Source organism: Psychrobacter sp. GW64-MNA-CIBAN-0177 (assembly GCF_040309585.1).
In the GTDB taxonomy this organism is placed as follows: domain Bacteria; phylum Pseudomonadota; class Gammaproteobacteria; order Pseudomonadales; family Moraxellaceae; genus Psychrobacter; species Psychrobacter okhotskensis.
Map to the genome: position 1 here is coordinate 85,131 of NZ_JBEOOY010000006.1, position 16,804 is coordinate 101,934.

The window sequence follows — 16,804 nt, forward strand, 5'->3', positions numbered from 1 at the left end:
ATAAGTTAGTATTTTTAAATAATATAACGTTAGCGTAGATAATACCGACGTTGTAGATAATCAAAAAAATCATCTGTTAGTTACCTTCACAATGTGAATGCGACTAACAGATGATTTTTTTTGTTTACGTCATTACAAAAACCTAGCGTAAGGGCGCTGTTTTCCGAAAATAGTTACATAACTTTACAGGTAGAACTCAAGATTTTTAATGATTGGCCAGACGTAAAAGTGCTTTTTTGAGCTTTTCATCAGTGGTGACATGCTCTGCAGCCTGTGATATAGTCCGCTTTGTGTTTTGGCTAAGAGCCTGATTTTCATTGGCTTTGCGAGACTTTGATGAGGTTGCTGATAACGCAGATAGTTTTTTAGAAGAAGGACTATCCGCAGATATTCTCGCTACAATGACGCGAATTTGCTTGAGTTGTTTAAATGTAATTGACTGCTCTGTTAATACTTGCAAATAAGCGTTCTGTAAATAGCGAATATGATTAGCAGCAGTCATTGAGCCCACACTGAGTGTTAATTGCTCAGCAGTTAAGCCAACGACCCAACAGGTATTAAGAATTTCCTCTGGTAGACAATCTACTAGCAGCTCTTTTATCTCAGCGGTCGCCTGAATATATAGACGCATATTGTCAGCAAGGGTTTGAGGTAGTGCGCTACCAGCAAAAGCTTGATGATCAATAAGCTGGGCAAGCCGATTAGGCTGTTTTTTTGACATCGTAATGACTCATCTAGTAGGTGACAAAATCGATATTCATATTAAACACAGTATATATGGGATGGATAGCAAACGATTTATAAAGCAGATGACCGCGCTGCCAAAGAAACCAGCGTTAGTGACTGTAGAAAGAAGAGTGAGCTGTTGTATTAAGGATTTTATCATGTTTATTTGATGATTATGTCCTCTAAACTAATTGATGCTTCGTTATGGATGACGAGCAGTCTTGTATTAACAAATAGGTAGTAAATTTATGAAACAAGCTTTATTAATTTTGTCAGTACTAGGAATGGGCATAGCACAAACGAGTGGTGCTGCCGAAACCACCTTTCAACCAAATAATACCTTGAGTCATACCATCACCAATATCTCTGCTTCTGCGAACTATGGTTCTAGTCGCAACATCTATAGCACCAATAGCGGCGCTTATGTCTCTAGCAATGACGAGATCAGTCAAGCCATTGACAATTTAAGCGCCCATGCCAAGCAAAAAGAATATCAGCTTGCCTCGCTAACCAGTCGCTTGTCTTATGAGCAGCGCCAGCAGCAAGCGAGTAAAATTCCAGATCGCTATTCTGCTCCTGCTATCGCAGCGGCACGTGCTTCAAGCGTGGCACTATCAAGAAGCTCTGGTTACTGTGCTCGTTATGTGCGTAAGGCTTTACAATCAGCCGGTTATGAATTCACCCCGAATCCTTCAGCGTATCAGTATGCTAGCCGTGGCACACTCAGCAGTGCAGGCTTTAGCAAAATCAGCAACAACATGCCACCCCAAGTTGGCGATGTTGTAGTATATGATCGCAGCTCAAAGCATCCGCATGGTCATATTCAAATATTTGATGGTTCTGACTGGGTTTCTGATTTCCGTCAAAGCAGCATCAGCCCATACAGCGGCGTCTATAACTATACGACATGGCGTGATTCGCAATACGTTGATGATGCATCAGACCGTGGTATCTACCTTGCGATGGCTGACTAATATAGTCAATCCTGTATAAATGAGAGACGGTATCAGGCTTGTTTAGGCTACTATTTGTAATATTTTTATGCGCCTTCCTGATACCCGAATTATCTTATCGACTACAAGCGTCAAGTACATCGAGTTTTAAGTAAATCGTTTTCTCCAGATCCAGTAATGCTCTTAATGACATTACTGGGTTTTTTTTGTTCAAAAATGGGATTAGGGCTTGTCCTCAATTTAACTGATAGGGCTCTAAATGAGCTAAAAATGGTTAAGTCTTACCAAAATATCGTCAAATAGCTAGGTAATATCTCGATATTATCTGCACTCTTTTCCTTGCTTGACTGCAATTTACCTCGTTTTTATCACCATCTTTAAAATGAGGACACGCCCTAGATAAGCATTATCGTTCAGTTGCTATCGATGATGCTAGCTGGTTAAGTAAGGCTGCTTTAGAATCAAACCTAGTCCAGTAGCGACGATTGTGAAAGTCAGGCGGAGAAGCATGACTGGGTGCGAAATATAAAGCAGTCTCACCAAACCATAAAATGACGCAGGGATGTATGTGCTCAACGACCATATTGCTAATAGCAAAATTTTGGCTAGACCGTTCTTTTATCGGCACACTAAAGGTTCGCTTGTAATTATATAATGTGTGCGCTGCTGATGAATTATGAGCGCGGTTAACGCCGACTGACGGCATCTGTAAATCTGGGTGATCAATCCAGTCAATCTTTGCGCATGTACGCCCATTTGCTAATAATAAAGGGGGTGGCGGTAGCGTCGCAGGATTTCGATAGCTTTCGAACTGATAAAGCGCATAACGACCATCTGGGCTGGCATTGACCTCAATATAAGCCGCTGTACTGCTACTATTAGCACTATCCTGATCCAAAGCGCTACCAGCAATAAAACACTCAAGGCAGCTCTCCTCCCACAAATAATCAGTAAAGCCAACGCGTGTTTCCTCCCAAGTCGGCCAATGTAATTGATCGGCTAAAGACTGAGTGGGTAGGGTAATTTGATAGGCTAACTGTAGTTGCAACGTTGGCTGCTGTAGGATGGTCGCGTGCACGACCACTCGAATATCATGTAGGGTGTCCGTACTTACGCTAAGCTGCTGCGCATCATTGGCTAGGGTTTCAGTGGCGATACAAAGGTTAAAGGTCTGGCTCATAATTTTCTATGACTCAAAAAGTTGGTACGAGATAAAAGGTCTTTGATACTACCATATGATAAAGCACGTTCAAATAAAGGTATTACGAGGCTGATTTCAAGTCAGCTTTTAATTTAGCTTTCAAGAATATCAATAAAAAAAGCCGCGAGCAGATTGCATCGCGGCTTTTAGGCTGTATCATCATAGCTCAGCTGCTATTTTGGTGAAACGGTAGCCAGTTATTTAAACCAAGCTGAGCATGACATACTACTGCGCATGACGGGCAAGGTTTGATAGCTTAGGGTTGGCATTTGGGTTTTTGCGTAGTAATAGTGCCATACGCCCAATAGAATGAACCAAAGAGGCATTGGCTGCTGCTGCCAATTCAGCACCGATGACATCGCGTTCTTCTTTTGTGCCTGCAGGTAATTTTACCTTAATCAGCTCATGATCCGATAAGGCACGATCAATCTCTTCAGTGATGGTCGGTGTAATGCCTTTATTGCCAATCATGACAATAGGCTTGAGCTCATGACCGATGCCCTTTAGACGTTTAATTGTAGCGTTATCGAGTTCCATAGAATTCCTAGGTGTTGGTAAAAATAAAAGAGTGTACTATCAAAAACAGTTAATGATCATTATAGATAATCTGTGCCCATTTTGCATGAGATCAGCAGGATTTTGCACGATTTTACGTGATGAAAATGTTAAACTGAATGTATAAACACATTATAAACGCTACTGTCTGATAAAGCAGTGTTTAAACCAATAGAATTAAGGCAGTTTACGACTAAAAATGTATGAATTGCTCAATCAACAGAGTATTAAACCTGATTGGCTTGATATTAAGTATGTTTTATAAGAGTAATGGCTGTTGATTGGATGCTTATTGCAGCTTTGCAAAGTAAAAGTAATAGGAGCAGGTATCTTGGCCACGCGTATTGAGAACAAAAAACTGTCGAAAAGCAGCAGTGCTTGGATGAAAGAGCATATTGACGACCATTATGTCCAAAAAGCGCAAAAAGATGGCTATCGTGCTCGTGCTGCTTATAAGTTATTAGAAATAAATGAAAAGACCAACCTTATCAAAAAAGGCATGACGGTCGTTGATTTGGGTAGTGCGCCGGGCAGTTGGTCACAAGTTGCTGGCCAATTGGTAGGGGAACAAGGTATCTTGATTGCCTCTGATATTTTAGCGATGGATACTTTGCCTGATGTTACCTTTATCCAAGGTGATTTCCGTGAAGCTGAGGTTTTTGATGCCATTATGGCAGAAGTCGGTGACAGGCAGGTTGACGTAGTATTGTCTGACATGGCACCCAATACTGCTGGCAATAGCGCCATTGATCAGCCGCGTATGATGTACTTGTGCGAGCTGGCAGTGGACTTTGCACTTGCAACCTTACCAGAAGGTGGCGCGCTTATTATGAAAGTGTTTCAAGGCGAGGGTACACAAGAATTACGCAAGCAGATGCAGCTTGATTTTAGTAAGATTCGTAGTATCAAGCCTGGCGCTTCACGACCACGCTCGAAAGAGATGTTTTGGATTGCCATTAAATAGTTTTACTTTCAATGAGTTGCTTTCGTTGTATTTGGAATAAGTCATCACAATATAGCTAGCTTCATGTAAGATTTAACACGCTACAATCGTTAACTGAATAAAAGGAAAACCTGCTTGAATTATGCAGGATAACACCACATATCATGGTATATTAACTTTGTTTCTAGCATATGTTTTAAGCAAAGTCGTCTGAGAATAAGCGCTTTACTGGCTCATTTACGATAGATTTATATGTCATTGATGAGGATAAGTTTCGTATTTGGCAGTTATTGAACTAATGAGCAATGCGTTTATAGACGTCACGTGTCAAGTTGACACACCAATAAGTAAGGGATGGGAATAACTAGTGAGCGACATGGTAAAAAATACCTTATTGTGGCTGGTGGTAATCGGCGTTTTGGTGCTGGTGTTTAGCGGCTTTGACCAATCGTCTGAGCCGGATAGCCTTAACTACTCTGAGTTTGTGACCGCTGTGTCAGAAAGTCAGGTAGCCAGTGTTGAAATTGATGGCGAACAGATCACCGGCGAAAAGAAAAATGGCTCATCATTTGAGACCATTCGACCAGCTGTGGCTGATGAGCAACTAATGCCATTACTGCGCGAGAACCAAGTTGAGGTTCAGGGCACAGCACCGAAACGTCAAAGTGTGTTGATGCAGTTACTGATAGCCAGTTTCCCAATCCTATTGATTATTGGTCTGTTCTTATTCTTTATGCGTAATATGCAGGGCGGTGCAGGCGGTAAAGGTGGCGGCCCAATGAGCTTTGGCAAGTCAAAAGCCAAGATGCTGACTGAAGACCAAATCAAGGTCAACTTCGAAGATGTGGCAGGTTGTGAAGAAGCCAAAGAAGAAGTGGTCGAAGTGGTCGAGTTCTTGCGTGATCCAGATAAATTTACCAAGCTTGGGGCGACGATCCCCCGTGGTATCTTGATGGTAGGTCCTCCAGGTACTGGTAAGACGTTGCTAGCAAGAGCAATTGCTGGTGAAGCCAAAGTACCGTTCTTCTCAATTTCAGGTTCTGATTTTGTTGAGATGTTCGTTGGTGTCGGTGCCTCGCGTGTGCGTGATATGTTTGAGCAAGCGAAGAAAAGCGCGCCTTGTATTATCTTTATCGATGAGATCGATGCAGTTGGTCGTCATCGTGGCTCTGGTATGGGCGGCGGTAACGATGAGCGCGAGCAAACGCTGAACCAACTGTTGGTCGAAATGGATGGTTTTGAGGGCAATGAAGGCGTTATCGTCATTGCTGCTACTAACCGTGCTGACGTACTTGACAAGGCATTATTACGTCCGGGTCGTTTTGACCGTCAGGTACAAGTCGGCTTGCCAGATATCAAAGGCCGTGAACAAATATTAAAAGTACATTTAAGAAAACTGCCGAATACCGTTAGTGTTGATGCCAACTCTTTGGCACGTGGTACGCCCGGTTTTAGTGGCGCGCAATTGGCCAACCTTGTGAACGAAGCCGCTCTGTTTGCTGCGCGTCGTAACAAGCGTAGCGTTGACATGAATGACTTTGAAGATGCGAAAGATAAGCTTTACATGGGTCCTGAGCGCAAATCAATGGTCATCCGTGAAGAAGAGCGCCGTGCCACTGCTTATCATGAAGCAGGTCATGCGCTAGTGGCTGAGCTACTACCGGGTACCGATCCGGTGCATAAAGTGACGATTATGCCGCGTGGTTTTGCTTTGGGTGTCACTTGGCAGCTGCCTGAGCATGATCAAACCAGCATGTATAAATCAAAAATGCTCAGTGATATTGCGATTTTATTTGGTGGTCGTATCGCTGAAGAAGTCTTTATCAATCAAATGTCGACGGGTGCCTCAAACGACTTTGAACGGGCAACCAAAATGGCACGGGCGATGGTAACCAAATACGGCATGTCTGATGCCTTAGGTATCATGGTCTATGAAGATGATGACAACTCACAAGGTTACTTTGGTGGCGGTGGTCGTACGATTTCTGAAGCAACGCAGCAAAAAGTTGACGACGAAGTTCGCCGCATGTTAGAAGAGCAATACGATATCGCGCGCGAATTGATTGAAGGTAATCAAGAAAAAATGCATGCGATGGTTGATGCCTTGATGAAATGGGAGACCATTGACCGTGATCAACTGCAAGATATCTTAGCCGGTGAAGATCCACGTCCGCCTAGAGTATATCAGCACAATGAAGTTAATTTGGCTAAAGATAATATGAAAACGACGGGTTCAACACCGCCACCATTACCAGCGATGTAGTTTATCGCGCATTAGTAGCCAATATAAGAAGCCCTTTTTAATAGAGGGCTTTTTTATTGTCATCATTTTACGAAGCATTTAGAACAGCAGCAGATTTACTGATATCATGAGATAAAAATAAAGTGCTGACCCAGTGTTTATCAACTTAATTTGCAACGGATTGGTTATGTCATTATTTCAGCCTTTACCTATTTATACGGTCTCTAGTCGCGAAAAAATGTTGGATCTATCGCGACCTCAGATCATGGGTATTCTTAACGTTACACCTGATTCATTTTCGGACGGTGGACAATTTAACGCTATTGATAGCGCGCTTGCTCATGCTAAAGAGATGATAGCGGCGGGTGCGACCATTATTGATATTGGCGGCGAATCTACGCGGCCAAATGCTGCTATTGTCGCGACTAGTGAGGAATTGCAGCGTGTTGTACCGGTCGTCAAAGCGATTAGACAGCAACTTGGCGATGTAGTTTGGTTGTCTATCGATACCAGTAATCCTACCGTTATGCGGGCAGCTGTTGAGGCGGGTGCTGATATTTGGAATGATGTACGAGCGCTCAAATGCGAGGGTGCTGCAGCGCTAGCGGCTGAGCTTGATATACCAGTTATGTTGATGCACATGCGCGGTGAGCCAACGACGATGAATAATCTGGCGCTCTATGACGACGTGATCGCTGACGTTAGCGCAGAGTTAATAGCCCGTATCGATGAGGTAGTCAGCATTGGTGTCAAGTGTGAGAAAATCATTATCGACCCAGGCTTTGGTTTTGCCAAAAACTACGAGCATCATTGCGCGTTATTGTCGCAGCTAGGAGAATTACAAAGTCTTGGTTTCCCTATGATGTTTGGTATTTCTCGCAAGCGTTTTTTAGCAGAAGTATTAACTAAAAGCGGTATCGAAGCAGTGGCTACAACTGAGGCAATAGAACGTGATACAGTCGGAGTTGCTGCGGGTATATTTGCCTTGCAACAAGGCGCTAGTATTATCCGTACTCATAATGTCGCGATGATGCAGCAAGCTGTGGCGTTATGGCAGCAGTTATCTGCCTACAATCAACACTAAAAAATTAACACTAAAAAATCAATGCTAGAATAGCTCTAATCACTGCTATTGCACTATATGCATATTTGATAGTTAGCGCCAATGATTAACACTTAATATTAATCTGAACACCTATTAAAATAATGAGAGCATTTCTATGACCACTACGACCCAGCCTGAGCCAACCAATGAACAGCGCCGTATCATTTATCAAGCGCGTCGTGGCTTAAAAGAGTTAGACTTCTACATTGACCTTTATGTCAAAGAGATTTACTTAACCGCAGAACCTACTGAACAAGAGACCTTTGCCCAAATGCTGACTCACGAAGATCCTGATTTACTCGATTATTTTACCAATCAAAACCGTCCAGAAGATGACCGCATATGGGCACTAGTAAATAAAATTAAGACATGGCGTCATGCTAAAGACGTGTCATAGCATTGACATTAATAATTTGATAATTTGACAATTTTAAAATCATTCATATTTTTAGGTTTCTTTTGCGTCGTTAAGTCTATATTGATAGCTGATAAAGTCTGATAGTTATAACGGCTTTCCCCATATGGCGGATTTGCATATATGACGATGATTACCTCCCTAAGGATTGATACTGCTATCAAGCCCGCCAGCTATTTGCGTACTTTACTATATCTTGGTTTGGCGTTAGTCATGCTTGGTTTGGCATGGCTGGCTGCGTTGGCGTTGTGGCAGTATGTACTTATATTGATAGTAACGGCAGCCGTCGTCAGCTATCTGGCACTGTCACGGCCAGTTTTGTTGCATCTCACACAGCCGCCAATTGATAAGCGTATCGATCAACATTGGCAACTTAGGATACGGACGAGCCAAGGCGATGGGCTATGGCAAGCACAACTGCTTGCTGTCCATCATTATCATTGGGCAATGAGCTTTGATTTTATGATTAAAGAGCCTTATCAGCGTTCCATGTCATTGACCGTATTTCGCGATCAAGTGAGCCTTGAGCAATGGCGCGAATTAAATGTTTTAGCAAATGTGAGCGCTGTAACGACTAATTGATACAGCGTGGTGTGGTTTATATAGAGTTATATTAGGTTTAGATGAGCCTTCATAAGCCAATATGGTCAATAACAAAACACCTATCTCGATGGTAAGATAGATTTGCTATATTAAAATATATTCAGCGTTTACGTTATCTGCTGGTTATAGTCAAATAACATAGCGGCTGAAGATAATAAACAAAACGACAAAAAAGGATGAGGTTATGAGCTTATTAGGGAATTTAGTGAGTCAAGTAGCGCGTAGTGCCATGGCGCCAGATGATGCACAGCGTAATCCTGTGAACCAAGGGTCGACATCACGTCGTACGGGTGGTCTGGGTGATATTTTAGGTAGCGTATTGGGCGGTGGTCAATCTGGTGGTTATAATCCACAGCAGTATAATCGTCAGGCGGATAATGGATTTGGTCTGGACGATATTATGGGCAGTCTCACCGGTGGCAATCAGCGCGGTGGTATGAGCTCTGGTGCTGGCGGCTTGGGTGATATCCTGGGCAGCGTATTGGGTGGTAAGAGTAATAGAAGCGGCTTTGGCGGTGGTAAAGGCATGCTGGTTGCTGCCCTCATGCCCATGGTATTGAGCTGGATTCAACGTAATGGTGGCTTAAGCGCTGCTCTATCGAAAATCACAGGTATGGGTCACGACAATCAAGTGCGCTCTTGGATGAGTAATAATGAAGATAACGACAATTTAGACCCCAACGAGATCAACCAATTATTTGATGAAGACGAGATTCAGCAAGTGGCCGCGAAGACAGGGGCTAATGAGACTGAAGTGCGTCAAGGGCTTGCCGAATTGCTCCCAGAAGTGATGAATCAATTGACTCCGAATGGTAATCTAGACAACGAAGCTGAGGCCAATCAAGAGATTGATCAGATCATCGGTCAGTTATCGAGTCGACTGAGCACGTTAAAATAAATACGTTAAAATAACCACGTTAAAACAACCACTTTAAAAAAACAGCATTGATAAAAATTTAATTAAGAAAGAGTATGTCTGATGGCATGCTCTTTTTTTTGTTGCCAATTTTTATCACCACTATGATAAATCCAGTTTTAGCGACATTTATCTGTTTTGCAATCTAAACAGATATATTAAAAATGGTAAACAATAGCGTAAGGGTAATATAAATATTATAATAGTTTTAAACGAGCTATCCAGTCTTGTTTTATGGCAGCTATTATAGTGCGAATATTCTATAAGATATGACTATGTGATGGTGTAAGAACTTTATAAGATTAATGACTCAATAAGGATGCTTACTCATGCCATTTAAGCCTGTCCAAGCGGCGATTGCTATTTTAGTGGGTTTGATTATTTGGTTTGTCATTCCCGTTCCAACTGGCGTCACGCCTGAAGCGTGGCACATGTTGGCATTATTTATTGCCACTATCGTTGCCATTATAGGCAAGGTATTGCCCATCGGAGCGATTGCTATTATTGCGGTCACTCTAGTGGCACTGACGGGTGTGACAAGTGATAGTCCAAAACAGGCCATTAGCGATGCCTTATCAAGCTACTCAAGCCCGCTAATTTGGCTGATTGGTATCGCGGTAATGATATCTCGTGGCTTAATAAAAACAGGTCTAGGTCGACGTATCGCCTATTATTTCATCTCTATTTTTGGTAAAAAAACGATCGGCGTGGCTTATTCTTTGACTGCGGCTGAATTGATGATAGCGCCCATTACGCCCTCTAATACGGCGCGTGGCGGCGGTATTATCCACCCTATTATGAAGTCCATTGCTCAGAGCTTTCATTCCACTCCAGAAGAGGGTACGCAAAATAAAATTGGTCGCTACTTGGCAATGGTTAACTATCATGCCAACCCTATCACTTCTGGTATGTTTATTACAGCTACTGCGCCCAATCCTTTAGTCGTAGACCTAGTTAATAAGGCGACTGGCGGTGACATTCAGCTGTCATGGACGACGTGGGCAGTAGCGATGTTTGTACCGGGGATACTGTGCTTGGTAATCATGCCCTTAGTTATTTATATGGTTTATCCACCTGATGTCAAAGTCACGCCCGATGCAAAAGGTTTTGCCAAGGACAATTTGGCAGAAATGGGCAAAATAAGTCGCCAAGAAAAAATCATGCTCGGGGTGTTTGCTCTGATGCTGCTGTTGTGGGCAAATATACCGGCACTGATTTTAGGTGAAGAATATAGTGTTGATGCTACCACCACGGCCTTTATTGGTCTAACGACTTTAATATTAACGGGTGTGCTGACTTGGGATGATATCCTAAAAGAGAAATCTGCTTGGGATACCATTATTTGGTTCGGTGCGCTCATTATGATGGCAGCATATCTCAATGAGCTTGGTTTGATAGGCTGGTTTTCAAGCAATATTGAGTCTCTGATTGGTACAACTGGGGTAGGCTGGATCGGTGCCGTGACTATTTTGACTTTGGTTTATTTATATATCCATTACTTCTTTGCTAGTACCACCGCGCATATTACCGCACTATTTGCGGCTTTTTATGCAGTAGGATTGACGTTAGGTGCGCCGCCAATGTTGTATGCGTTAATCTTGGCCGCAGCAGGGAACATCATGATGACGCTTACCCACTATGCGACTGGTACCGCACCTGTTATCTTTAACTCAGGTTATGTCACGTTAAGAGAATGGTGGAGTATTGGCGCGATAATGAGTGTGGTCAATTTGGTGATTTGGATAGGTGCTGGTCTGATTTGGTGGAAGGTGCTCGGCTATTATTAATCAATCGTTATAAGTCACTATCCTAAAAGCGCTCATCTAACGTGTCTAGCGTGTAGTTGAGCGCCGCAAAGCAGATATCGGTGTTAAAGCCACGATATTGCAAAAACCGTAGTTGGCGCGCTTTATCTTTTTGCTCAGTAGGAATGTCGTCGCCGTACTTTTTGGTGCGAGCAGCAACAGCGAGCTTGAGCCAATCGACACCATCGACCAAATTGTCAGCGCTGTCATCTACGAATTCGCTAAACTCCTCTGACTCTGCATTCGCCATATCGATTAGCTCATCAATATTACCCGGCATGGCAATTTTTTTACGATAAAACTCCTGCTTGATACGTCCTCGTCCACGACCTTTGCGGATATTTTCGCGAATCAGCATGAGGGTAGTGCGATAGTCACTTTGATAGCCTTTTTCTGCAAACTCTTCAAGCAGCGCATCAACTTTTTCTGGGTCTTGCTCTTTATCGAGCAGCTTTTGCTTAAGCTCAGCCTTGCCATACTCACGTCGCGATAAATAATAAAATGCCAACCAACGTAAGCGGCTTTCGGCTTTAATGGCATCAATATCCGCTTGACGTTGTTCAGGGGTGCGCAAATACGCTTTAAGCGCCGCGGGTAGGTTGTCGGCTGTGCTATCGGCTTCAGCATCACCATCATGGTTATGGCTTGCCGTTAGCGTAGAGGAATAACTCGAGCTTTCTAGATTTTGCCCCGTGTTAGTCTCAAGGTCCTCATCGTTTTTATGACCGTGAATATCTTGCTTAACCTCAGCGAGCATCTCTTTGATACTTTGCGCTTCTGGTGGCTGATAAGCAGGCACATCACTAGGCTCAGGGCTAAAGTTAGCCGCTGGGTGAAAACGCTTTTTACGTTTCTTGGATCTAGTAGGGTTTTTTCTAGTAGAAGGGGGTGCGTCAACTGATTCTATCTCAAAGCTGGAGTCATCAGATAACGAAGTAGCTTTACGAGAGTAGGTCGAGCGCTTATGTGTTTTAGCCGACTGTTTAGGCTTGTCTTTAGATGAATGCCGAGAAGTCTTAGAAGATTGGGCAGAATTTTTTGAGTTAGTATTAGCACTACTCGCTGAATCGGTGTCCGATTCAGCAAGTATTTCAGCTAGAGTTTTAATTTTCATAACAATTTAATTTTCATAACAAGTCATGATCATTGATAACGGTGAATAATGGAGCCGTTATTGAACAGGTTCAGAAGCGGGTTCTACATCGGCTTCATTAGTATCCGCTGCTTTGGCTTCTTTTTTCGATCCAAGTTTTTCATCACGAATTTTATCTTCAATCTCTTTCGCAATCGCAGGATTTTCTTTTAAGAACAGTACAGAGTTGGCTTTACCTTGACCAATTTTTTCATCGCCATAGCTATACCAAGAGCCTGCTTTACCAACCGCCCCAATCTCAACGCCTAAGTCAATCACTTCGGCTAAATGATTGGTACCTTCACCATAAGTGATTTCAAACTCTGCTTGGCGGAAGGGCGGTGCCATTTTGTTTTTGATGACCTTGACACGGGTTTGGTTCCCGATGATTTCATCACCATTTTTGACCGCACCGATACGGCGAATATCCATACGTACAGAAGCGTAAAATTTCAGCGCGTTACCACCAGTCGTCGTTTCAGGGCTACCGAACATCACACCAATTTTCATACGGATTTGGTTAATAAACACCACCATACAGTTAGAGCGTTTGGCGTTACCAGTGATTTTACGTAGGGCTTGGCTCATCAGACGCGCTTGCAGACCCATATGTGAGTCACCCATTTCGCCTTCAATCTCAGCACGCGGCGTCAAGGCAGCTACTGAGTCAATCACGATCATATCGATTGCGCCTGAGCGTACCAACATATCGGTGATTTCAAGTGCTTGCTCGCCATTGTCAGGCTGCGAGAGCAATAAGTCATCAGTGTTTACCCCAAGCTTGCGTGCATAGACAGGGTCAAGCGCATGCTCAGCATCGATAAAGGCACAGGTCCCGCCTTGCTTTTGACATTCTGCAATCGCCTGCAGCGTCATAGTCGTTTTACCAGAGCTTTCTGGGCCATAAATTTCAACGATACGACCTTTTGGCAGACCGCCGATACCGAGCGCAATGTCTAGACCTAGTGAGCCTGTTGATACCACATCAACATCCATAATGGCTGAGTCGTCACCTAGATGCATGATGGTGTTTTTGCCAAACTGCTTTTCGATTTGACCGAGGGCTGCTTTGAGTGCTTTGGCTTTATTGTCGTCCATACTGGATTCCTTTTATTCAATAATTATTTTGAAATGGTAAATAAGATGTCTTTGCTACTATATAACGCTAGGGTAGTGAGGCTAATAATAGGAATGACCTAAATCATAAGAAAGATTCAGCCTTTAAATAGGCTAGCGACGTTGTAATAGGTGGTAATTAGTAAGTAATAGCTAATATATCACTCTACTATACAGTAAAATTAAATAATGAGATAAGTAAAAAAAAGTTCATAATCATCTATGATTATAGGAGACTTTGGCGTATCAATAGTGAATTAATTAAAGCATATGCTTTGTACTACTATTGATTAGATAAGGCAATTATAACAAAATCCAAGGACTGGCTTTAGGGTTAGGAAACGCTAAACGACACTAATTGTCGCGTGATAAACAACGATGACTTTATACAAACCATGCTAGCATTTATCTGTTATTTCAGACCGGATAACAGGGTGGTTTGTCAATAGATTTATAAGTTGTCCACAACGAATAATCAAAGTTTATTCGTCGTGTGTGAAACATCTTTGATAATTGAATAATATTTAAAAATATTAAAAATAAATTATTATGATTTCAAATGATGTCTAAGATATTGAATATTAAGGGTTTTTAAATTGTATAAAAAATGAACGATTTTACCTAACCCTTTAAGCTACCTAGGAAAATTCTTGTCAAGTGGTGACTTATACACAGGGTTATCCACAGCTTATGGGGAGAACTCATGCAGCCCTTATAGTATCAATGTTTGTATGAATAAGTAGGAGCAGAAAATCACTCAGTTATACATTTTTGCTATTATGCAACTATTTCTTCTTCTGTAAATTTCGTCGAAATGGCTATGTTTCACATATTGCTGCTTTGTTAATTTGGATAAATAAAATTCTTCAAAGCACCTCAGACAGAGGGTTCAGCCAATTAAACGCTACATATATTTAGATAGAATGAGGAAAAGCGATACCGATAGTACAAAAAAGCGGCTAGATATCTTAGCCGCTTTGTCGAAAAACCATTAAGGGTAACGTGGTAACGTTTACTCTTTAATATAGATCAAGTCCCAGACACCATGTCCGCGCTCTAAACCACGGCGCTCAAACTTGGTCATTGGACGAAAGTCAGGGCGGTCTGTGAAGTTGCCTGCGCCTGCTTGGTTGGTTAGCCCTGAAAAACCATCTAAAACCTCAACCATCCAAAAGGCATAATGCTCCCAGTCGGTTGCCGTATGGAACCAGCCACCTTGCTTTAAACTGCGCGTGACAATCGCCATACGCTCAGGACTGACAAAACGGCGCTTATAATGGCGCTTCTTTTGCCATGGGTCAGGAAAGTAAAGCTGGATGCGGTCGATATGGTTTTCTGGTAATTGCTTGAGTAATTGAATGGCATCACCGTTAATGATTTTGACATTGTTTAGCTCTTGCGTACCTGCCATATAAGCGCATTTACCGATACCTGGCTCATGGACTTCGACGCCAACGAAATTGCGCGTCGGCTCGGCGGCGGCCATCTCGATGAATGAATCACCCAGCCCAAACCCAATCTCTAAAGTAAGCGGAGCGGCACTGCCATTAGGGCTATCCGCGAATAACACCCGCAAGTCCTCGATGCCGTCGAGATTGCCATCACCGAAGCTGTTATTGACCAAATAATGCGCAAATTCTGGATCAGTAAGAGCCATTTCGGCATTTTTATTCATGTGCGTACGCCGTTTCATAAAGGTATTAACAATACGAATATGCTTGTCCGTTGGCATGTCTGTGTTCATGGTGTCAGCAGTATTGGGATTTTGCGCATCAGTAGTATCATGACTACTATTGATGTCATTGTGTTCAGGATGTTGACTCATAGGATTAACAAGGCTTAATTAGGTGGGTAAAGTTGCCTCATTATAAGTGAAATCGTCACCGCTGTGAACGCACAATCCAATTTTAGCGTGCCTGCCATAATTTTTATATATTTATACACTGTTTGTGTCTACAGGTTTCATATATATGGGTTTTCTACGCAGGGCTTTTGGCGTTATCATATAGCAAGTGTGGTTTTAAAATAATGGTTTAAAAATAACCACTTAATGAGAATCGTTGAATAAAAAAAGATATAAAAATCCGCGCGTTAACATTTATGCTTAATAATAAGTAAGGCTTGTCACCATGTTATTTATTGAGACGGACTCGCCACCACCGTTTTACCAAGAACAGCTGACAGCTGCCAAGCGTGAGCAGTTGGATAAATGGTTTATCGGTCATCGTACCCAGCGCTATTATCTCAAGCGCTTCTCAGAGTTTGATGAGCAAGGTTATCTGTCGCCAAAATGGCACTGGGCCGCATTTTTTATTACTTTTCCTTGGCTGTTATATCGCAAGCGCTATATGGATGCAATTGTTTACAGCGTAGCAGGCTGGTCTTTTATTCAGCTTAATGTTGCTATTGTGCTGGTCACTTTTGAATTTGTAGCGATGTCTTATATTCCAGATGCATATCAAATGGCAACGCGGCTGGGTATTGCAGCGATTATTTGGCTGTTTTGGGCGTCTATGGTGGCACGTTGGACAGACGCTTATTACTACCGGATGGCACGGCGCGAAATCGCTGATGCGATTGAGGATCATCCGCGAGACGAGGCGGCGCAGCAAGCACATCTGCGCCGAGAGGGCGGGGTCAGTTTGTTTGGTTTGGGCTTGGGATTTGGGCTCTTTGCTTTTGCTTTATTGGTGATTAAGGTGCAGTTTTTACCTATTATTGCGAAGCCAAAAGCCAATGAGGTATTGTTTAATGCTTATGACATCACCAAGACGACGCAGAATCGTGTGGCGGTCATTTACCAACAGACCGGGCAGTGTCCCATTAATTTGCCGTTTAACATAGATGATCCGCAGGTGCTGATGCGTATTGATACTCAAGTGCCGGGCGTTCCTAAAACAGATTGTGCCGTCATAGGAACGATTCATAACGTTAAATTCCCACTGCGTTATCTCAATGAGCAAACAGTCGCTTTTTATCATGTGAAAGATAGCAACAGTTGGCAATGTACCAGCTCGCTAAATGAAAAACTTGCGCCGCCAAACTGCTCACCGGATTAAACGGCAATTATCCCTTGGGGTTAGTAGCAATAT

Annotated in this window: 15 protein-coding genes; 9 read left to right on the forward strand and 6 right to left on the reverse strand. The window is 42.8% G+C overall.

What is annotated here, in order from left to right:
* Nucleotides 1–205: 205 nt before the first annotated feature.
* Entirely contained in the window at nt 206–721 is a 516-nt protein-coding gene (locus AAEY79_RS05935; protein ID WP_101212361.1) for a hypothetical protein, read from the reverse strand.
* 253 nt (nt 722–974) lie between these two features.
* On the opposite strand from AAEY79_RS05935, the gene AAEY79_RS05940 reads away from it, so the two are divergent.
* On the forward strand, nt 975–1,700 hold the full coding sequence (locus tag AAEY79_RS05940; RefSeq protein WP_025652418.1) for a CHAP domain-containing protein: 726 nt from the start codon (nt 975–977) through the stop codon (nt 1,698–1,700).
* A 385-nt stretch (nt 1,701–2,085) separates the two neighbouring features.
* Here AAEY79_RS05940 and AAEY79_RS05945 read toward each other — a convergent pair whose 3' ends face one another.
* Nucleotides 2,086–2,859 carry a hypothetical protein gene (locus AAEY79_RS05945; protein ID WP_201565457.1) on the reverse strand — a complete coding sequence of 258 codons (774 nt, stop codon included), beginning with the start codon at nt 2,857–2,859 and terminating at the stop codon, nt 2,086–2,088.
* Nucleotides 2,860–3,105: 246 nt separating this feature from the next.
* A complete protein-coding gene (locus AAEY79_RS05950; protein WP_025652420.1) occupies nt 3,106–3,417 on the reverse strand; it encodes a YhbY family RNA-binding protein in 312 nt (103 codons plus the stop codon).
* Between the two features lie 349 nt (nt 3,418–3,766).
* Here AAEY79_RS05950 and AAEY79_RS05955 point away from each other — a divergent pair, with 349 nt between their 5' ends.
* From AAEY79_RS05955 to AAEY79_RS05985, 7 genes are all read left to right on the forward strand, one after another.
* Complete coding sequence (locus AAEY79_RS05955; RefSeq protein ID WP_025652421.1) at nt 3,767–4,399, forward strand: RlmE family RNA methyltransferase; 633 nt, start codon at nt 3,767–3,769, stop codon at nt 4,397–4,399.
* Between the two features lie 346 nt (nt 4,400–4,745).
* Entirely contained in the window at nt 4,746–6,641 is a 1,896-nt protein-coding gene (ftsH, locus tag AAEY79_RS05960) for an ATP-dependent zinc metalloprotease FtsH (RefSeq protein WP_350587893.1), read from the forward strand.
* A gap of 166 nt (nt 6,642–6,807) precedes the next feature.
* On the forward strand, nt 6,808–7,704 hold the full coding sequence (gene folP, locus AAEY79_RS05965) for a dihydropteroate synthase (protein WP_350587892.1): 897 nt from the start codon (nt 6,808–6,810) through the stop codon (nt 7,702–7,704).
* A 136-nt stretch (nt 7,705–7,840) separates the two neighbouring features.
* Nucleotides 7,841–8,122: a succinate dehydrogenase assembly factor 2 gene (locus AAEY79_RS05970; RefSeq protein ID WP_025652426.1), complete on the forward strand. Its 282-nt coding sequence runs from the start codon at nt 7,841–7,843 to the stop codon at nt 8,120–8,122.
* A gap of 141 nt (nt 8,123–8,263) precedes the next feature.
* Nucleotides 8,264–8,722, forward strand: coding sequence for a hypothetical protein (locus tag AAEY79_RS05975; protein WP_350587891.1), 459 nt, complete (start codon nt 8,264–8,266; stop codon nt 8,720–8,722).
* A 205-nt stretch (nt 8,723–8,927) separates the two neighbouring features.
* The gene (locus AAEY79_RS05980; RefSeq protein ID WP_350587890.1) at nt 8,928–9,641 is read left to right on the forward strand and encodes a YidB family protein; all 714 of its coding nucleotides are present in this window, start codon (nt 8,928–8,930) and stop codon (nt 9,639–9,641) included.
* 347 nt (nt 9,642–9,988) lie between these two features.
* Nucleotides 9,989–11,446, forward strand: coding sequence for an anion permease (locus AAEY79_RS05985; RefSeq protein ID WP_101212374.1), 1,458 nt, complete (start codon nt 9,989–9,991; stop codon nt 11,444–11,446).
* A gap of 22 nt (nt 11,447–11,468) precedes the next feature.
* Here AAEY79_RS05985 and AAEY79_RS05990 read toward each other — a convergent pair whose 3' ends face one another.
* The 3 genes from AAEY79_RS05990 to trmB all read right to left on the reverse strand — a co-directional run bounded on the left by AAEY79_RS05990 (nt 11,469) and on the right by trmB (nt 15,456).
* Nucleotides 11,469–12,578: a regulatory protein RecX gene (locus AAEY79_RS05990; RefSeq protein WP_201575617.1), complete on the reverse strand. Its 1,110-nt coding sequence runs from the start codon at nt 12,576–12,578 to the stop codon at nt 11,469–11,471.
* 57 nt (nt 12,579–12,635) lie between these two features.
* Entirely contained in the window at nt 12,636–13,694 is a 1,059-nt protein-coding gene (recA, locus tag AAEY79_RS05995) for a recombinase RecA (protein ID WP_025652431.1), read from the reverse strand.
* Nucleotides 13,695–14,724: 1,030 nt separating this feature from the next.
* Nucleotides 14,725–15,456 (reverse strand): tRNA (guanosine(46)-N7)-methyltransferase TrmB, encoded by a 732-nt coding sequence (trmB, locus tag AAEY79_RS06000; protein WP_407074181.1) that lies wholly within the window; start codon nt 15,454–15,456, stop codon nt 14,725–14,727.
* Nucleotides 15,457–15,841: 385 nt separating this feature from the next.
* Here trmB and AAEY79_RS06005 point away from each other — a divergent pair, with 385 nt between their 5' ends.
* Nucleotides 15,842–16,771 (forward strand): DUF2628 domain-containing protein, encoded by a 930-nt coding sequence (locus AAEY79_RS06005; protein WP_350587889.1) that lies wholly within the window; start codon nt 15,842–15,844, stop codon nt 16,769–16,771.
* The last annotated feature ends 33 nt before the right edge of the window (nt 16,772–16,804 follow it).